Below are 15,457 nucleotides of genomic sequence, written 5' to 3'. Positions count from 1 at the left end.
ACCCACCGCGCCCGGCACCACCGCACCCCACGGCGCGCGAGCCCGAGCGGAAGCCCGCCCGCACCCGGGCCGTCTACCCCCGGGCCGGGGCTACCCTCGGTTCCGGCCCAGCGGCCCCACCCCGCTCCTTGCCCTGTGCCACCTCCTTCGCACCGAAAGGTGACCGCAATGAACTTCCTCACGGAGCTGCTACGCGAGTACGACCGAGCCCGCGCCTACACCGACAGCCTGTGGCAGGACCTGACGGCAGACGAGGTGACCTGGCGACCACACGAGGACTCCAGCGCGATCGGCTGGCACCTCGGCCACCAGGCGCACGTCGCCCACTTCATGGTCCGCAACCTCACCGCCGCCGAGCCCAGCCCCGACCCGGAGCTGGACGCGCTCATGGACTCTGCGAACCCGGAGAAGTTCCGCGGCGCACTGCCCACCGTCCAGCGCCTCGCCGCGTTCCGCGACACCGTCGCCGAGCGCGTCCACACCCGCCTCGGCGCCATCGCCGCCGGCCGGGTCGGCGCCCCGGACCAGATGACCGTCATCGGCACCGTCCTGCTGACCGCACTCGTCAACCACGAATACCAGCACGACCAGTGGATCGGCGAAGTCCGCCACCAGAGCCTCGGCCACGCCCTCCCTCCCGACCCCGCCTCCGAGCACCTGAGCCGCATCGACGGCTACCTCGTCCTCAACCCCCGCGCCTGACACCCACCAGTAGCAGCACCACGATGTCCAGCGCCCCCGACCTCACGGCAAGAAGGCCGTCGTCATCAGCGGCACCAAAGCGCACCGACTGGGTCACCGGCGCCGTATGTCATGTCGACGGCGGCGTCATGGCCGGACGTAATCGATCAACGTCAGTGGCGGAGTAGTGTGAAAGTTCAACGGCAGACGGCAAGGTCGCCCACCTGTGCGGCGACGAGGCATACCGTCCGCGCGATGCCTGGCAAGGGAGGGCAATGTGAAGATCGGAGAACTGGCCGCGAAGACCGGTGTCGCGCCGCGGCTGCTTCGTTACTACGAAGAGGTCGGCATCCTGACGCCGTTCCGGAGCCCCAACGGATACCGCACGTACGGCGAGCCGGCCATCGACCGCGTACTGCAGATCCGCGAACTCCTCGAAGTCGGTTTGACCACGGAGATGATCCGCGAGGTCCTGCCCTGTTTCGAGTCCGCCGAGGGCGATGCGCACGCCCGGGAGTGCCCGGACGCACAGGACCTGGACGGTCTGCGACGTCAACTCAGCAGCATCAAACGGCGCATCGACGTGCTGCAACGCAACCAGCGCGCGATCGAGGCATACCTGCGCTTCCAGGAGGACGCGACGGCCCCCATGCCTACGACCGCGGATGGAGTCCTGGTCTTGGTTGCGGAGTGACAGCGGCGGGACTCACACGGCCGAGCGCTCACCTGCCGGAAGGCGCTAACGTGCGGCGCGAGGCTGCCGCTGCCGGTGAGGCGGAGGCGGAGGCGGAGGCGGGCTGGAGGACGCCGCAACGGCCGGATTCGCCAGTGGCGGGGCTCCGGTCCCGTCGACCGTCGTCCCGGCACCGGAGCCCCGCGCGTCATGGGTGCTGCTCCCGGATCAGATGCTGTATCCGCCGTCGACGGTCAACCGTGCGCCTGTGATGTAGGCAGCGTTCTCACTGGCGAGGAAGACGACCGCCTTGGCGATGTCCTCGGTGGTGCCCATGCGCCCCAGGGGTGTCATGGCCACCTGCGGGGCAGCGTTCGGCCCGTCCGCAGGGTTCATGTCCGTGTCGGTCGCCCCGGGCTGGATGACATTGACGGTGATGCCGCGCGGGCCGAAGTCGCGCGCCCACCCGCGGCCGAGCTGGTCGATCGCTGCCTTGCTCGCCGCGTACTCGGCGACGCCAGGGACAGGAACGCGGTGGGCGACGATGCTTCCCACCAGGATGACGCGCCCGCCGTCGGGCAGATAGCGCGATGCGGAATGCGTGGTGACGACGGTGCCCATCACATTGGTGGCCATCATCTGCTGGACCCCTTCGAGAAGGTCCAGGTCCAACTGGTCGACGGTGCCCATGACGGCTACTCCGGCAGAGTTCACCAGCACGTCGATCTGGCCGCCCAGGAACTCGGCAGCCTGCTCGACAGCGGTCGACGCCTCGTGGGGAACGGACTGATCCGCCTGTACGGCAAGCGCCTTCGCCCCAAGTGCGGCCAGGTCGGCGACGACCTCTTCCGCCTGCTCGCGCGACTTTCGGTAAGTGATGACGACGTTTGCACCCTCGCGGGCCAGTTCACGAGCGATCCCCGCACCGATACCTCGCGACCCTCCGGTCACGAGCGCAGTCCGTCCTGTCAGAGCCTTGGGCATGGCGATGTCTCCTTGCGCCGTTCAGTTGGCTTTCAGCTACTGAACCGAAGCTAAAGGTTGACATTAGTGTGAACGTCAAGCCGGGACGCCGTGACGCCCGCCACTCGCGCTTGCGCTCATGAGGTGCACATCCGTGCTGATGACAGCGCTGTCGCGCGACCCGGGTGCACCGAATGTCCCCTGCCAGCGACCGTCAGGTTCGGACACCCCTCAGCGACCGCTGCGCCCGCAGTTCGCATCGAGAGGGTCAACATGGCGGAGTCCGCGCCACTCTCGCGCCGGAACGGGCGGGGAGTCAGGGGGAATCGCGACCCCGCATCCGATGCCGACGGTGCGCCTGTCGGCGGACACCGGGGAGTTTGGATTAGGCACCGCCCCTGATTTCAAGTCATCCAATTTTTTGATCCGCACTGCTCGGGCCGCAATTGTTGCACAGCGATACCCTGTCAAGGGAATCCGAAGTGGCGTATTCTTTGCCAAATTTGGCTCGCTTGAATGAATTAATTACATCCTCTCCCGCAACGTCTTATCTACGTTGAGAGCCTGCACCGGATTCACTCCAAGGTGTATCAACGCGGAACCCGAGAAATCTCGCGCAGCAGGACGAGATGGGGCCTGAGCTCGGGAAACGCCAGGGTTGCGACCTCCCGGGAGCCGTCGAGCATTTCTCGGTGGTGCCCTGTTTGGCCGACCTTCACCGCGAAGCGTGAATGACTTCCGAGTGGCCATCGGCTAGCTTCAGTTTCGCATCAGGAAATTCCTGACTCCAAGGGAGGAATGCAGTGAAAGGTCTTGCTCGAGCCGCGGCTACGGTCGCATTGGCGGTATCAGCCATGGGGGTTCCCCTGGCCGGTACGGCGCTGGCCACTTCCGCGACCTGTTCGGGGGATGGCTGGGACAACGGCTACGGTGGCCGGGGCTACGACCGCGGGGACCACGGCCGTGGAGGCTACGGCCACGGAGGTCACGACCGCGGAGACTACGGCCGCGGGGGGTACGGCCGTGGAGGCTACGACCGCGGAGGGTACGGCCGTGGAGGCTACGACCGCGGAGGGTACGGCCGTGGAGGCTACGACCGCGGAGGCTATGGCCGCGGAGGGTACGGCGGTTGGGGTGAGGACTTCGGCTACTTCCGGCTCACCAACAAGTCGCTCAAGTCTGCGCACGTGAAGGCCCGCAACGAATCGCTGTCGGCCAACGTCGCCTCCCCGGCGGCAGTCGCACAGTCCGAGGCGATCCAGGCCATCAACATCCGTCAGTAGCTCCCGAAGCCGACCGTCGTCCTGGGCAACCTGCCGTGCCAGGGCCCGGTCACATTCGAAGGGGTCAATGGACGAAGGCCTGACCGCGACCGTTCCTGGCGGGTCGGTCGCGGTCAGGCTCGTCTCGTCACGGCCGGCCATGCTCAGCGTTGAAGTGCCGGGCCATCGGGTGAGATCGCGCAAGACGCGCGTCTGGTCCGGGCGAGTTTCCCCTTCAGGGACATCACAACGATCGATCATGCTTACCCCCACGGCGAAGAAGCCCTGTCAGGGCGCTCACCACGTCCTGGTGCTCTGACCGGGAAGGCGCACTCCGCCACCGGCAGCACCAACCGTGAGGGGCGGGCTGCGGCGTGGTGGATACGGCGCGTGCCCGCGGTGTCGGGGACCTCCCAGCGGGGATGGGCGGAGGCGGTCACCTGGAGGCGGAGCCGGTGGCCCGGACGGAACACGTGGGCCGCGGACCACAGGTCGACGCGGACTTCCTGGGGGTCCGCATCGGCGGAGGCTTCGGGGCGGGCGACGCCATCGGCGAGATTGATCGACGTGCCGTCCGGGTGGACGTCGCACAGCCGGGCCACCCAGGCGCCCGGGCCGTCGCTCGTGGTGGTGAGGACCGCGGTGATCCGGCCGGCGACCTCCAGGGGGGCGGTCAGCTAGGGGCCGGTCCAGGTCAGGACGTCGGGCCGGGCCTCGATGGCGCGCTGGTCGAACGGGCCCGCGGGATGCCCGTCGGTCAGCAGGAGGGCGCCGCCGCACCTTCGCCGCCTGGCCCGGCGCGACCGCGTACGGCCTGTGCCGCCTGGGCCGCCCGGACCTCGCCGCCGGCATCCTGCGCCGGGCGCACCGCACGACCTCCGGCGCCCTGTGGGGCCAGGCCATGGAGGTGACCGCGGACGGCACCTACCGGGTCGCCGAACGCGGGGTCTCCAACCGCGAGGGCGTGGCCGCCGTCGCGGTCACCGAGGCCGTCCTCGCGGGCCTCTTCGGCATCGCCGCGGAGGTGCTCCAGCCCGGTGCGCCACCCCTGGAGAACGCCTTCGGACGCCTCACCGGCGTCCGCGCGGCCGGCCACGACCTGCCGGGTGCCGGCGCGTGACCTGGTGCGCCAGGGGTTCCAACGCACCAGGCTCGCGACTGCCGTGCCCAGGAACGCCGGGGCAGGTGAGGCCGTCGCCTCGGCGTTGCAGGGGTCTCGGCGAACAGGGAAACACCGCCGGATCCAGGGGCACCTACGGCGACCACCACGACCAACTGGCCCCGATAAAAAGGAGCTACGGCCCCCACGACTTCTTCCACGCCAACCAGGACATCCCGCCCCCCACCTCCTGAGCGGCCTCCCCACCACCGCACCCGCGGCTGCGGGGAGGAGGGCACCTTCGGCGCCCTCCTCCGCCTGACGGTGGGGACCTGGTGGCTCTACGTCCCGCGGGCGCGTGAAGGGAACGCCGCGCGAGACCGCGCCTGCAGGCCGCGCGCGGTCGGGCCGCCGCCCATGTCCTCGAAGCCGGTCAATCGCCTGAGATCACGCTACCGGGATCGCGGGCTCGTCGATCACGCTTGCGTCACCGCCGCGGATGGGGCCGGCGATCCACGCGTTCAGCTCGTGCGGGGTGCCGAGCCGGATCGCGCTCACCTCGTTCAGCCGGGCGAACTGGGCCGGGGTCAGCGTGACGTCCAGCGCGTCCAGGTAGTCGTCGAGCTGCGCGACGCTGCGCGGGCCGATGATCGGCACGTACGCCGTGGCCGTCCGCGCGCCCTGCTGCCGCATCCAGGCGATGGCGGCATGGGAGGCCGGCACGCCGAGTTCGGCCGCGACGTCGAGGACGGCGTCGACGATCGCGGTCTTCTGCGCGGTGTCCTCGAAGAACCCGACGGCCTTGAGGTCGCTGATCCGGCCGGTGGCGCCCTGGCGGTACTTGCCGGTCAGCAGACCGCCGCCGAGCGGGCTCCACAGTGCCGCGCCCAGGCCGAGCGCCTGCGCCATGGGCAGCAGCTCCCGCTCGGCGGTGCGATCGACCAGGCTGTACTCGACCTGGATGCCGGCGACCGGGGACCAGCCGCGCAGCTCGGCGATGGCGGCGGCGCGCGACACCCTCCAGGCCGGGAAGTTCGACAGCCCGAAATAGCGGATCTTTCCGGCGCTGACCAGGTCGTCCAGGCCGCGCAGGATCTCCTCCATCGGGGTCAGGCCGTCAGGGGCGTGCACCCAGTACATGTCCAGGTGATCGGTGTTCAGGCGGCGCAGACTGGCCTCGAGAGCCTGGACCATGTACCGGCGGCTGTTGCCGGTGTTGGAGACGGTCAGCGGTCCGACGCCGTTCATGCTGTACTTGCCGGCCAGCACGAAGTGGTCCCGGTCGGAGCCCAGGAACTCGCCGAGCAGCTGCTCGGATTCGCCGGCCTGGTAGCTCTCGGCGGTATCGATGAGCGTGCCGCCGGCTTCGGCGAACCGGTCGAAGACCTTGCGCGCCTCGGCGGGCTCGGCACCGGGGCCCCAGCCGCCACCGGCGCGCCAGCCGGTACCGAAATTGGCGGTGCCGAGGCCGTACTCGGACACGCGCAGGCCGTTGTTACGCCCGAAGGTGGTGTATCGCATGGGTGGACTTCTTCCTAAGACGAGTGACAACTTGCTTTTGTGAAGGCAAAGGCGCGGTTCTTGGCGCCTCTGCGGGGTGTCGGGTCAGCGGGGGACGGCCACGATGATCTTGCCGACCTGGGACCCGGACTCGAGGCGACGGTGGGCCTCGACGATGTCCTGCAGCGGGAAGACGGTGTCGATGACCGGTCGCAGGGTCTTGCGGGCGAGGCCGTCAAGGATCCAGTCGACGGCGGCCTCGCGGCGTTCGACGTCGGTGGTGAGTTCGTGGACCTTAAATCCCCGGATGGTGAGGGTCTTGAAGATCAAGCCCCACACGGGCACCGTCGTGGGCTCGCTGCTCAGCGCACCGTAGATGATCACGGTCCCGCCGTGCGCGGCGGCGCCGACCAAGCCCGCCAGGGCAGGTCCTGCCACGGGGTCGAAGATGACACGCGCGCCGCGGCCGTCGGTGAGCTCGTTCACGCGGGTGACGACGTCTTCCTCGTCCGTGACGATCACTGCCTCGGCGCCTTCGTCCAGGAGCCGCCGGCGCTTGGCGCGGGTGCGGGTCAGTGCCACGGGCCGGGCCCCCACGCTGCGGGCCACCTGGATCGCGGCCAGCCCGACGCTGCTGGAGGCGGCCGGGATGAGCACCGTGTCGCCGGCCTTCAGGTCCGCGGTCTCGATGAGGGCGCCATAGGCGGTCAGGTACTGCCCCCACAGGGCCGCGGCCTGCTCCCAGGACAGGGTGTCGGGGTGCTTGACCACCGCGCTGGCGGGCGCGATGACCAGCTCCCCGTGGATGGGGTAGTTGATCGGCGTGTTGATCGGCGTGGGGATCAGGCTGACGGCATCGCCGACGGTGAAACCTTCGACGTCCGGGCCGATGGCGTCGACCTCACCGGAGGCCTCCCATCCGATACCGGAGGGAAGCTCCACGAGGTCGTTGTCGCGGAGCACGGCATCCGCTCGGTTCACCCCGAGAGCACGGGTACGGATGCGGATCTCGCCGTGCCCGGGTTCGCGGACCTCGACGTCGTCCAGGGTCAGGACCTCGGGGCCGCCGGTGGCGTGAAATCGGACGATCTTGCTCATGTGAGTGGTCTTGCCTTTCGAGTCTGGGATGGCTGGGCCAGTTCAGGCCCAGCGGTCGGCCGTCCCCCGGTGACGTCAGGTGACCTTGCCGAGCTCCCGTCGGTCGGTGCTCCTGTCCTTCTGCGCAGTCACCCCGCGGCGTCCCAGCGATCCGGACAGGGCGACGAGCAGGCCGACGGCCGCGAGCACGGTGACGGTGATCATTGCGGGGGTGAAACCGGCGAGCAGGGTCTCGGGCCCGCTCTTGCCGTCGTTGCCTGCGGTAAGGACCGCGGTGACGATGGCGAGGCCGATCGCGCCGCCGATCTGCATGGAGGTGTTCAGCAGGCCGCCGGCCAGGCCTTGCTCGTGGTCGGGGATCCCCGAGGTGCCCTCAAGCTGGAAGGGCGCGAACGCCAGCGTGAAGCCGATGCTGAGCAGCAGCATGCTGGGCAGCACACCCACGGCGTAGGGATGGTCCCGGGCGATGGCAAGGAAGAGCGCATAGGCGGCCACGTGCGCGATGACGCCGGCGATGATGCTGCGCGCGGTGCCGAATCGCGCGATCAGGTACGGGATGCGCGGCGACGCGACGGTGACGATGGCGGCGGCGGGAAGGAAGCCGAACGCGGTCTGCAGCGCCGACCACTGCAGCACCTGCTGGAAGTACAGCGTCACCACGAACTGGAAGCCGACATAGGCACCGAAGAACACGGACAGGCCCACGTTGGCACGCACCAGGGAACTCGAGCGCAGAATGCCCAGACGGACCAGGGGCTGCGCCCCGCGCAGTTCGATCACCACGAAGGCGGCCAGCAGCGCGGCAGCGAGCCCGAACTCCACCAGCGTGCTCGCCGTGGTCCAGCCCTTCTGCGGCGCTTCGACGACGACGTAGACGAGCAGCAGCATTCCGGCGACCAGGGTGAGTGCGCCGGGCAGGTCGTAGTTGCCGACGGTGCGCGGGCCGTCCTTGGGCAGGACACGGATCGCCGCCACCAGGGCGATCAGCGCCACGGGCACCGGCAGGAGGAACGTCCACCGCCAGCCGACCTCGGTCAGCGCACCGGACAGCACCAGGCCCCCCGAGAAGCCGCTGGAACCGAAGAGCGTGTAGATCCCGATCGCCTTGTTGCGGGCAGGCCCCTCGGCGAACGTGGTCGTGATGATGGAAAACGCCGCAGGTGCGGTGAACGCCGCCGACACGCCCTTCAGGACACGGGCGACGATCAGAAGGGTCCCGTCGTCGACCAGGCCGCCGACCAGCGAGGTCACGGCGAAGACGGCGACCGCCGCCAGGAAGACACTGCGGCGGCCGAGGATGTCGGCGGCGCGTCCGCCCAGCAGCAGGAACCCGCCGTAGCCAAGGACGTAACCGCTGACGATCCACTGCAGTGCGCTGGTGGACAGGCCCAGGTCGTCCTGGATCGAGGGCAGGGCGACACCCACCATGTTCACGTCCAGCGCGTCGAGGAACCCGACGATCGAGACGGTGAGCAGGATTCCCCACTGCCGCGCGTTCCATGTGGGCGAGGAAGTGGACAAGGGCGATGGAGCGGAAGGACTCATGGGCGATACGCTGACATGCTCGTACTTTAAATGCAAGTGCATCTAATGCATGAGCATCAAATGCGTCGACCGCCTCCACGGCCGGTGGCGCGGCCGGTGACGGTCGGCTGGCTGCAGCGGTTGCGGAAGAGCGAACCTCCTTGCGGCGGAGCGTCACGGCGAGCGGCGCCCGCAAGGCCGCGCGTGCTATGGCCCTTTTCGCGGTGTGTGGCATTTGCCCCGATATCAGTGCTTACTGGTACATACGGGGTGGAGGTGCATTGGCCGCGGGCGGTATGCCGGCGGCGACTCCGGCTCTGCGGAGATCGCGATGGAGTGGGCCGCTCACCACATGCAGAGGAACCACCTGACGTCGACGCTCAGAACGGCACCCCGGGCGGCCCATGGGGTACGGCGGTCGCCACCCGCTGCGAGCGGCGCAGGCCGCCGTGTTGACGGCCTCCGACCTGGACACACCTGCGCCCCGCGCGGGTTCCACGTCGGGCGAGGCGCTGTCGGGTCCGAGAAGCCTGGGAATTCGAACAAACCAAACGTCACCGGCTGACCATGGGTCAGATCGCTCCAGCACGGCAGGCTCCCCTGCCGCGATGCGCGCGGCGTCCTCAACACCCGCGCCATCTCCGCGAACACGAAGGCGACCGGCAACCGGGCCCACGCCTCCGCGCAGTCCGCGCAGTCCGCGCAGGCGATCCGCAGGCCCGCGCCACGGGTGCATACCCGGGCGCCGTCCTCGATCGCGTGCTGCTTCACCGGGTGATCACAGCGGGGCACGCCTGGGGGTAGACACTGCGGCGAGTGCGGCGGCCCCGTCGACGCGTTGCTCACCGTGGCAGGCTCCGAGTGGGACGGAGTCTCCGACAGCCGGATCCCCGTCGAATGCAGGGAGGCAGCCGAGAAGCCGAAGGGCCACGCTTAACAGCGCTTGATGGAGCCCACCATGGTGACCATCGGCCGTGGCTACACCAGTATCCGCTGGTCGTCGGCGACGACCTGACGGCGGTCGCGCACCTGCGCACCACGGCTCCGACGTACGCAGGACTGCGGGCGACCCTGATGGCTGCAGGCATCTGAACTCGCAGCAGGACGGCGGATCAACGCCAACAGCAGGTCATGCAACCTCATCCGACGAATCGCACCGACGAGGTCTTCTGAGGCGAGTTCTGCTGGACGGAAGGCCTCTCGGACACCATCACGTGGCCGGGTCCCCCATGAACATCATGGGGGACCTGGCGTCTTGCGGAAGGGCCATCTCTGCAAGGCAGGCGTGCTGTGGCCGTGTGGCCACCACCAAGCCCTCGTCAGGAGCGAGTTCTACGGCACGGCCGAGCCTTGGCGGCGCCGGCCTCCGCATCCCCCAACCTCTCGCCGTCATACGTCAGCCGGTGATCTCCACCCGACCGTTGGGCGTCTCAGGGTGTACCGGCGCCTCGGATCCGCGCTTGGTGATGCCCTTGAGCAGTTCGGCGAGGTCGACTCCCGTGGTGGAGCTGAGCAGTTCCATGCCCTGCGCCACGTTGTCCGCGACCGTGCGGGTCAGCTGGCTGGCGCCGTCGGTCGAGATCACGGTCATCTTGTCCACCGCGGCAAGCGGTTCGGACGCCTTGGCGACGACCTGGGGCAGCACCTCGACCAGCATCTGCAGCACCGCGGCGTCGCCGTACTGGGCGAAGGCGTCAGCCTTCTTCTGCATGGCTTCCGCCTCCGCCGACCCCTTCGCCGCGATGGCCGCGGCCTGCGCCTCGCCCTCGATCCGTACGGCATCGGCGAGTGCGGCGCGGTGCGCCTTCTCACCTTCACCCGTCAGCCGGGAACGCTGGGCGTCGGCCTCGGCCTCCTTGACCAGGGCGATGCGGCGGGCCTCAGCCTCCTGCTCGGCCTGGTACCGCGCGGCATCGGCAGGCTTGCGGACCTTGGTGTCCAGCTCGCGGTCGGTCAGCGCGGCCTGCCGGGCGGCGACCTTCTCCTGCTCGGCGAGGACTTCCTGGCTACGGGCGGCCTCAGCGAGCGGGCCCGCGGCAGCGGCGCGGGCAGCGGCCTCATCCGTCTCCGCCTTGATCTCGGCCTGCTTGAGCGCGAACGTCCGCTGCGCGATCGCGATCTCCTCCTCGGCCTTGAGCCGGGCCTGCTCCGACGCCTGCCGCGCCACCGCCTCGGCGATGTCCGCCTCCTGCTTGGCGCGGGCTGCCTCCGGGCGACCCAGGTCCTCCAGGTAGGAGCCCTCGGTGGTGATGTCCTGGATCTGGAAGGCGTCCAGCACCAGGCCCTGCCCGGACAGACTGGCCTCCGCCTCCTCCGCGACCTGGCCGGCGAACGCCGCACGGTCGCGGATGATGTCCTCCACGGACATCCGTCCGACGATCGAGCGAAGAGCACCGGACAGGACTTCCTGGGTGAAGCCGACGATGCCGTCCTGCTGCATCAAGAAGCGCTGGGCCGCCGCCCGGATCGAGTCCTCGGTGCCGCCGACCTTGACGATCGCGACACCCTCCAGATGGGCCTTCACCCCTCGCAGCGTGACCGCGCCGCGTACGGCGACGGGGATGTGCCGGCTGGACAGGTCCAGGGTGAACTTCTGCTGGACGAACGGCACGACGAACACGCCACCGCCGACCACGACCTTCTGACCGCTGTTGTCGGTGAAGATCCGGCCGGTCTCCGGGTCGGTGGACTTCTTGCCCCGCCGGCCGGTGACGATGAACGCCTCGCTGGGACCCGCGACCTTGTAACGGGTGACGACGACGAGGGCGAGCAGTACGACGAGTACGACGATGCCCACCACAGCGGTGAGTACAGGGCTCATGCCGGAATCCCTTGATCAGAACAGCAATGACAAAGACGTGGTGCGGACGCCTCGGGCGTTCAGTGGTCGACGGGACGCACCGCGACCGATGTGGTCGACAGTGCCTCCTCGACCCACACCCTGGTGCCCCGCGGCAGCGAGACCGTGCTCCTGGCGGCGAGCTTGACCGGCTGGCCGGCCAGGTACGTGAGCACCTCGCCGTAACCGTCCGCCGGAATCGCGGTGACCACCGTGCCCGAGCCGCCGATGAGATCGTCGCCCCGTGGCGCGGCCGAGGTCCCACCGCGCATCAGGGCCTGACTGAACCTCCACGTCAGCCATCCCGCCACGCCACCGGACGCCACCCCCACCCCGGCGGCGAACGCCGTCCCGAGCCCGGTGGTGCCCAGGACGATCGCGCCGGTGAAGCCGAGCATCGACACGAACCCGGCGATCACCGGCAGGGACAGCAGTCCGTCCAGGCCGCCGAGCCCGTCAAAGAGTCCATCCAGCACGCCGTCGAAGACGAGCGCCAGCGCCAGCACCACCAGACCGGCGATGCCGAGACCGAGAAACCACCCCATCCTGCCCCCCACCCCCCAGCACGCCGATCGCCCGAAGGCATCGCGATGGTGTCATGAAGCAGAGCGCCATGACATTGCCGGAACCCGGCAATCTTTACGCGTTCTTTACGACCTGCTGACGGTGCAATTGCTGCCGGCAGCCCAGGCCGACCCGCGTCCCCCCGGCGGCTGCCGGTAAGCAGCGGCAACCGGCCCGTGCCGACGATGTCGGCGCAGGGCTTCGCCCCGGCCGAGGCATAGGCGCTGCGATCGACCAACTTGCCGCCCCACCCTGTTGAGATGGCCAGGGTGGAACGCGTGCCGTACCCATAGGGCCTGCGTAACAAGTCGGAGTATTCGCCGCGGACGCCGGGCCCGATCAGCGAGTCATCGGGAGCAGTAGCATCCACGCGTGCGAACCATCGAGATATTGGTGCCCCACGCGGGCAAGGCGGACGCCGCCGGCCTGAATGAGCTCGATGCCGACGAACTCGCTCGGTACGTCGCCGATCCGACACAGCCGTGGTGGCGGCGCAGGCCTTGCACGCTCGCCCTGGCCGGGCGGGTACCGGAGCGCCATGTCGCCGACTTGATCGCACGCGTCGGCGACCCTGACGACGTAGCTGAGGTGCGCATCGCGCTTCTGGACGTTCTCGCAGGCCGAGCGGAGCTCCTGCCCTGGCTGCAACACGAGGACCGGCGGCGCGAGCGCTCCTATGGTGTGCCCGAGGCCATCCTCAAGGCACGTGGCGCGCTCGGCGACCGCACCGCCGCACGTGAGTTGGCGACGCTCGCGGCCTCTCCGTGGCCGCATCGGCGGGCGGTCGGCGAACCCGGGCTGGACGCGCTCGTCACCCGGTACGGGGTCGGGACGGTCCTGTCCGACCTCGGCGACATGCGGCCCGAGGACCGGGTCTTCCACGTCCGGATGCGGCATCGCGCCGGAGATGACGTGACCGACGCGCTGGCGGACCCCGATCACGGTGTCGCGCACCTCGCCCAATCGCTGTTGTCGGACCCGAACCGGCTCCGCAACTACCTCGACGAGGCCCCGACGACCGAGGCGAAGCTCTGGGCCGCGTACGCGCTGCATCGCCTGACGCGCGACACCGCGGAGACCCGAGCGGTGTACGACGGCCTGGGGCGCCCGCGGGTCGAGGTAGCCGGTCTCGACGACGAACTCCGCGGCGCGATCCTGCATGAGTACGCGAGCGGGTGCCAACGACAGAGCGATCCACGGTGGCGCATCGAAGCGCTGTGCACCGAGCCACCCATCCGCCCCGATCAGGACGAACAGCTGCGCCGCGCAACAGCCGCGCTGACTGCGGCGGGTCTCGATCCGAAACGCCCTGTCTCCTGCGGCGAACACAACCAGCAGGGCGGTGGAACGTACCACGTGATCGAGTGCGACGAGAGCGAGCTGTTCGTCAGCACTCTTGGGCGGTTCGTCACCGGCCACGACACCGACCCTGCCGCGCGGCATGCCCTCGAATCGGCCGGCTTCCGCTGGATCGACGCGCCTACCAGCGAGATCCAGGTCACTGACCTCTGCGTGTACTACTTCGGCAAGCGTGACCCACTCAGCGTCGACACGCTGCTGTTCTACTGGCAGGACTAGAGGTGGTTGGTCGGCTGTGCTCGACCACGGTGTGTCTCGATACGTCGGGTTGAACAGCGGCGGTGCGCTGAATGTTCGCGGCCTGCCACCTCGTATCGGTTCGGGGGTTCCAGGCAGTGCGGTAGACGCGGACCACGCCCGCGACGGCGTCGGCGACGGCTTTGCCTGGAGCGGAAGATCATCCGCTGGGATGTTCTGGTTGCGTCCGGTCACCCCGGTTCTCATTGAAGTGCGTGAACACCGGATGGATCACGGGACGGCCGGCCCGGTTCACCGGCCGGCGGCCACCCGCGTCGCTTCCCAGAGACGTAAGGCTCCAGGACGCTGGAGGGGCCTGCCCCACCCCCAGCGCCACGTGCGGATCGGACTCGGGGCCGACTCCTCCATCCCGGGCGGCAGCCCGTTCGCCGGCGGCGTGACGGCCACGGCCGCCGGCCGGACTTTTCAGGCGGCGCGCTCGTGGCACCCCGATTGGTCGGTCAACGCACAGCGATATTTAATTTCCCGGCATCTTCTCCTTACCAGAAGCCGGGACATGTCGGGAATGCCGATCCAGAAATGCATGCTTGCGCCACCGGATCAGCCTCGGATAACTTGTCGACGCGTCAACAGGCGGAGGCGCAGCCGGAGATGGACCTCCGGCCTTCCGGAACGCCGGGCACTTCGTCGCGCAGGGCGTCAGTCGTCGGGCAGGGATTCTCGATAAAGGTCCTCGCTCGCCTTTCATGTCGAGGAGTTCTCGTGCGCAGCCTTAGGTCAGCGAGAAAGAATCCAGCTGGAATTCCCTCCAGTTCTCGGCTTTCCAACCGTCTACGTCTCGGCGCCGTCGCGACCGCGCTCGGCGCGACCGTGGTCTTGGCCTTCCCTACGCAGGCGAGCGCCTCAGTCCTGCAACTGCTGCCCCAGAACGCCGATGGCCTGGAGCAGTCCTTCTCCCCGGCTTACGACTACGACAAGGACGGCTGCTACACCACCGCCGCCATCGGCGCCGACGGCACCCTCAATCCCGGCTTGAAGCTGGGTGGGGACGTCAACGGGCACTGTCACGACTACGCCCAGCTGGCCAACGCCAACACGTACTCGCGCGAGAAGTGCAACAACGACTGGTGCGCCGTCGTCTACGCGAGCTATTTCGAAAAGGACCAGGCCACGCTCGGCCCTGCGGCCATCGGCCACACCCACGACTGGGAGCACGTCGTGGTCTGGATCCACAACAACCAGGTCGAGTACGTCTCGGCGTCCCAGCACTCCGGTTACCAGATCGCCGCCCGCTCCGCGATCCGTTTCGACGGCACCCACCCCAAGATCGTGTACCACAAGGATGGCGCCTCGACACACTGCTTCCGCTTCGCCAACACCAATGACGAGCCGCCGGAGAACGCCACCGGAGGCTGGTTCTACCCCCGCCTCGTCGGCTGGGAGGGCTACCCCGCGGGCTACCGGGACAAGCTCATGAACGCGGACTTCGGCTCGGCCACCATCAAGATCAACGACGCTCGCTTCAACTCCACCCTCGCCAACTCCAAGCCCTCTGGCATCCCCTTCGATCCCAACGCCTGAGCCGTGGGGGGGGGGGGGGGCGCCCCCCCGGCCGGCCCCCGGGGGGGGGGGGGGGGGGGGCGCCCCCCCCCCCGCGGGGGGGGGAGGCGGAGGAACAACCGGAGGGGGGGGGACGC

The 15,457-nt window shown here is 69.1% G+C and carries 13 protein-coding genes; 6 read left to right on the top strand and 7 right to left on the bottom strand.

The features are described 5' to 3' along the window. The first annotated feature begins 168 nt into the window (after positions 1-168). Positions 169-702: a DinB family protein gene (locus ACFV3E_RS12270; protein ID WP_500534613.1), complete on the top strand. Its 534-nt coding sequence runs from the start codon at positions 169-171 to the stop codon at positions 700-702. 256 nt (positions 703-958) lie between these two features. After that, positions 959-1,375 carry a MerR family transcriptional regulator gene (locus ACFV3E_RS12265; RefSeq protein WP_500534612.1) on the top strand — a complete coding sequence of 139 codons (417 nt, stop codon included), beginning with the start codon at positions 959-961 and terminating at the stop codon, positions 1,373-1,375. A gap of 207 nt (positions 1,376-1,582) precedes the next feature. Here ACFV3E_RS12265 and ACFV3E_RS12260 read toward each other — a convergent pair whose 3' ends face one another. After that, entirely contained in the window at positions 1,583-2,338 is a 756-nt protein-coding gene (locus ACFV3E_RS12260; protein WP_500534611.1) for an SDR family NAD(P)-dependent oxidoreductase, read from the bottom strand. A gap of 833 nt (positions 2,339-3,171) precedes the next feature. Here ACFV3E_RS12260 and ACFV3E_RS12255 point away from each other — a divergent pair. Next, positions 3,172-3,600 carry a hypothetical protein gene (locus ACFV3E_RS12255; RefSeq protein ID WP_500534610.1) on the top strand — a complete coding sequence of 143 codons (429 nt, stop codon included), beginning with the start codon at positions 3,172-3,174 and terminating at the stop codon, positions 3,598-3,600. Between the two features lie 242 nt (positions 3,601-3,842). Here the strand turns inward: ACFV3E_RS12255 and ACFV3E_RS12250 are convergent, their stop codons facing one another. After that, positions 3,843-4,244: a CocE/NonD family hydrolase C-terminal non-catalytic domain-containing protein gene (locus tag ACFV3E_RS12250; RefSeq protein WP_500534668.1), complete on the bottom strand. Its 402-nt coding sequence runs from the start codon at positions 4,242-4,244 to the stop codon at positions 3,843-3,845. 236 nt (positions 4,245-4,480) lie between these two features. Here ACFV3E_RS12250 and ACFV3E_RS12245 point away from each other — a divergent pair, with 236 nt between their 5' ends. Continuing rightward, positions 4,481-4,699, top strand: a complete 219-nt coding sequence (locus ACFV3E_RS12245) for a hypothetical protein (protein ID WP_500534609.1) — start codon at positions 4,481-4,483, stop codon at positions 4,697-4,699. Between the two features lie 426 nt (positions 4,700-5,125). Here the strand turns inward: ACFV3E_RS12245 and ACFV3E_RS12240 are convergent, their stop codons facing one another. From ACFV3E_RS12240 to ACFV3E_RS12220, 5 genes are all read right to left on the bottom strand, one after another. Further along, the gene (locus ACFV3E_RS12240) at positions 5,126-6,199 is read right to left on the bottom strand and encodes an aldo/keto reductase (protein WP_500534608.1); all 1,074 of its coding nucleotides are present in this window, start codon (positions 6,197-6,199) and stop codon (positions 5,126-5,128) included. Positions 6,200-6,283: 84 nt separating this feature from the next. Then, entirely contained in the window at positions 6,284-7,276 is a 993-nt protein-coding gene (locus tag ACFV3E_RS12235; protein ID WP_500534607.1) for a zinc-dependent alcohol dehydrogenase family protein, read from the bottom strand. 75 nt (positions 7,277-7,351) lie between these two features. Beyond that, on the bottom strand, positions 7,352-8,797 hold the full coding sequence (locus ACFV3E_RS12230) for an MFS transporter (RefSeq protein ID WP_500534606.1): 1,446 nt from the start codon (positions 8,795-8,797) through the stop codon (positions 7,352-7,354). 1,399 nt (positions 8,798-10,196) lie between these two features. Beyond that, entirely contained in the window at positions 10,197-11,621 is a 1,425-nt protein-coding gene (locus ACFV3E_RS12225; protein WP_500534605.1) for a flotillin family protein, read from the bottom strand. Between the two features lie 59 nt (positions 11,622-11,680). Next, a complete protein-coding gene (locus ACFV3E_RS12220) occupies positions 11,681-12,184 on the bottom strand; it encodes an NfeD C-terminal domain-containing protein (protein ID WP_500534604.1) in 504 nt (167 codons plus the stop codon). Between the two features lie 391 nt (positions 12,185-12,575). Between ACFV3E_RS12220 and ACFV3E_RS12215 the strand changes: the two genes are divergently transcribed. Continuing rightward, positions 12,576-13,781: a hypothetical protein gene (locus tag ACFV3E_RS12215; protein ID WP_500534603.1), complete on the top strand. Its 1,206-nt coding sequence runs from the start codon at positions 12,576-12,578 to the stop codon at positions 13,779-13,781. Between the two features lie 780 nt (positions 13,782-14,561). After that, on the top strand, positions 14,562-15,341 hold the full coding sequence (locus ACFV3E_RS12210) for an NPP1 family protein (protein ID WP_500534667.1): 780 nt from the start codon (positions 14,562-14,564) through the stop codon (positions 15,339-15,341). Positions 15,342-15,457: the final 116 nt, after the last annotated feature.

The sequence above is a fragment of the Streptomyces sp. NPDC059718 genome (genome assembly GCF_042733315.1).
Lineage (GTDB): Bacteria > Actinomycetota > Actinomycetes > Streptomycetales > Streptomycetaceae > Actinacidiphila.
This window is presented reverse-complemented; position numbering and strand designations above follow the sequence as displayed.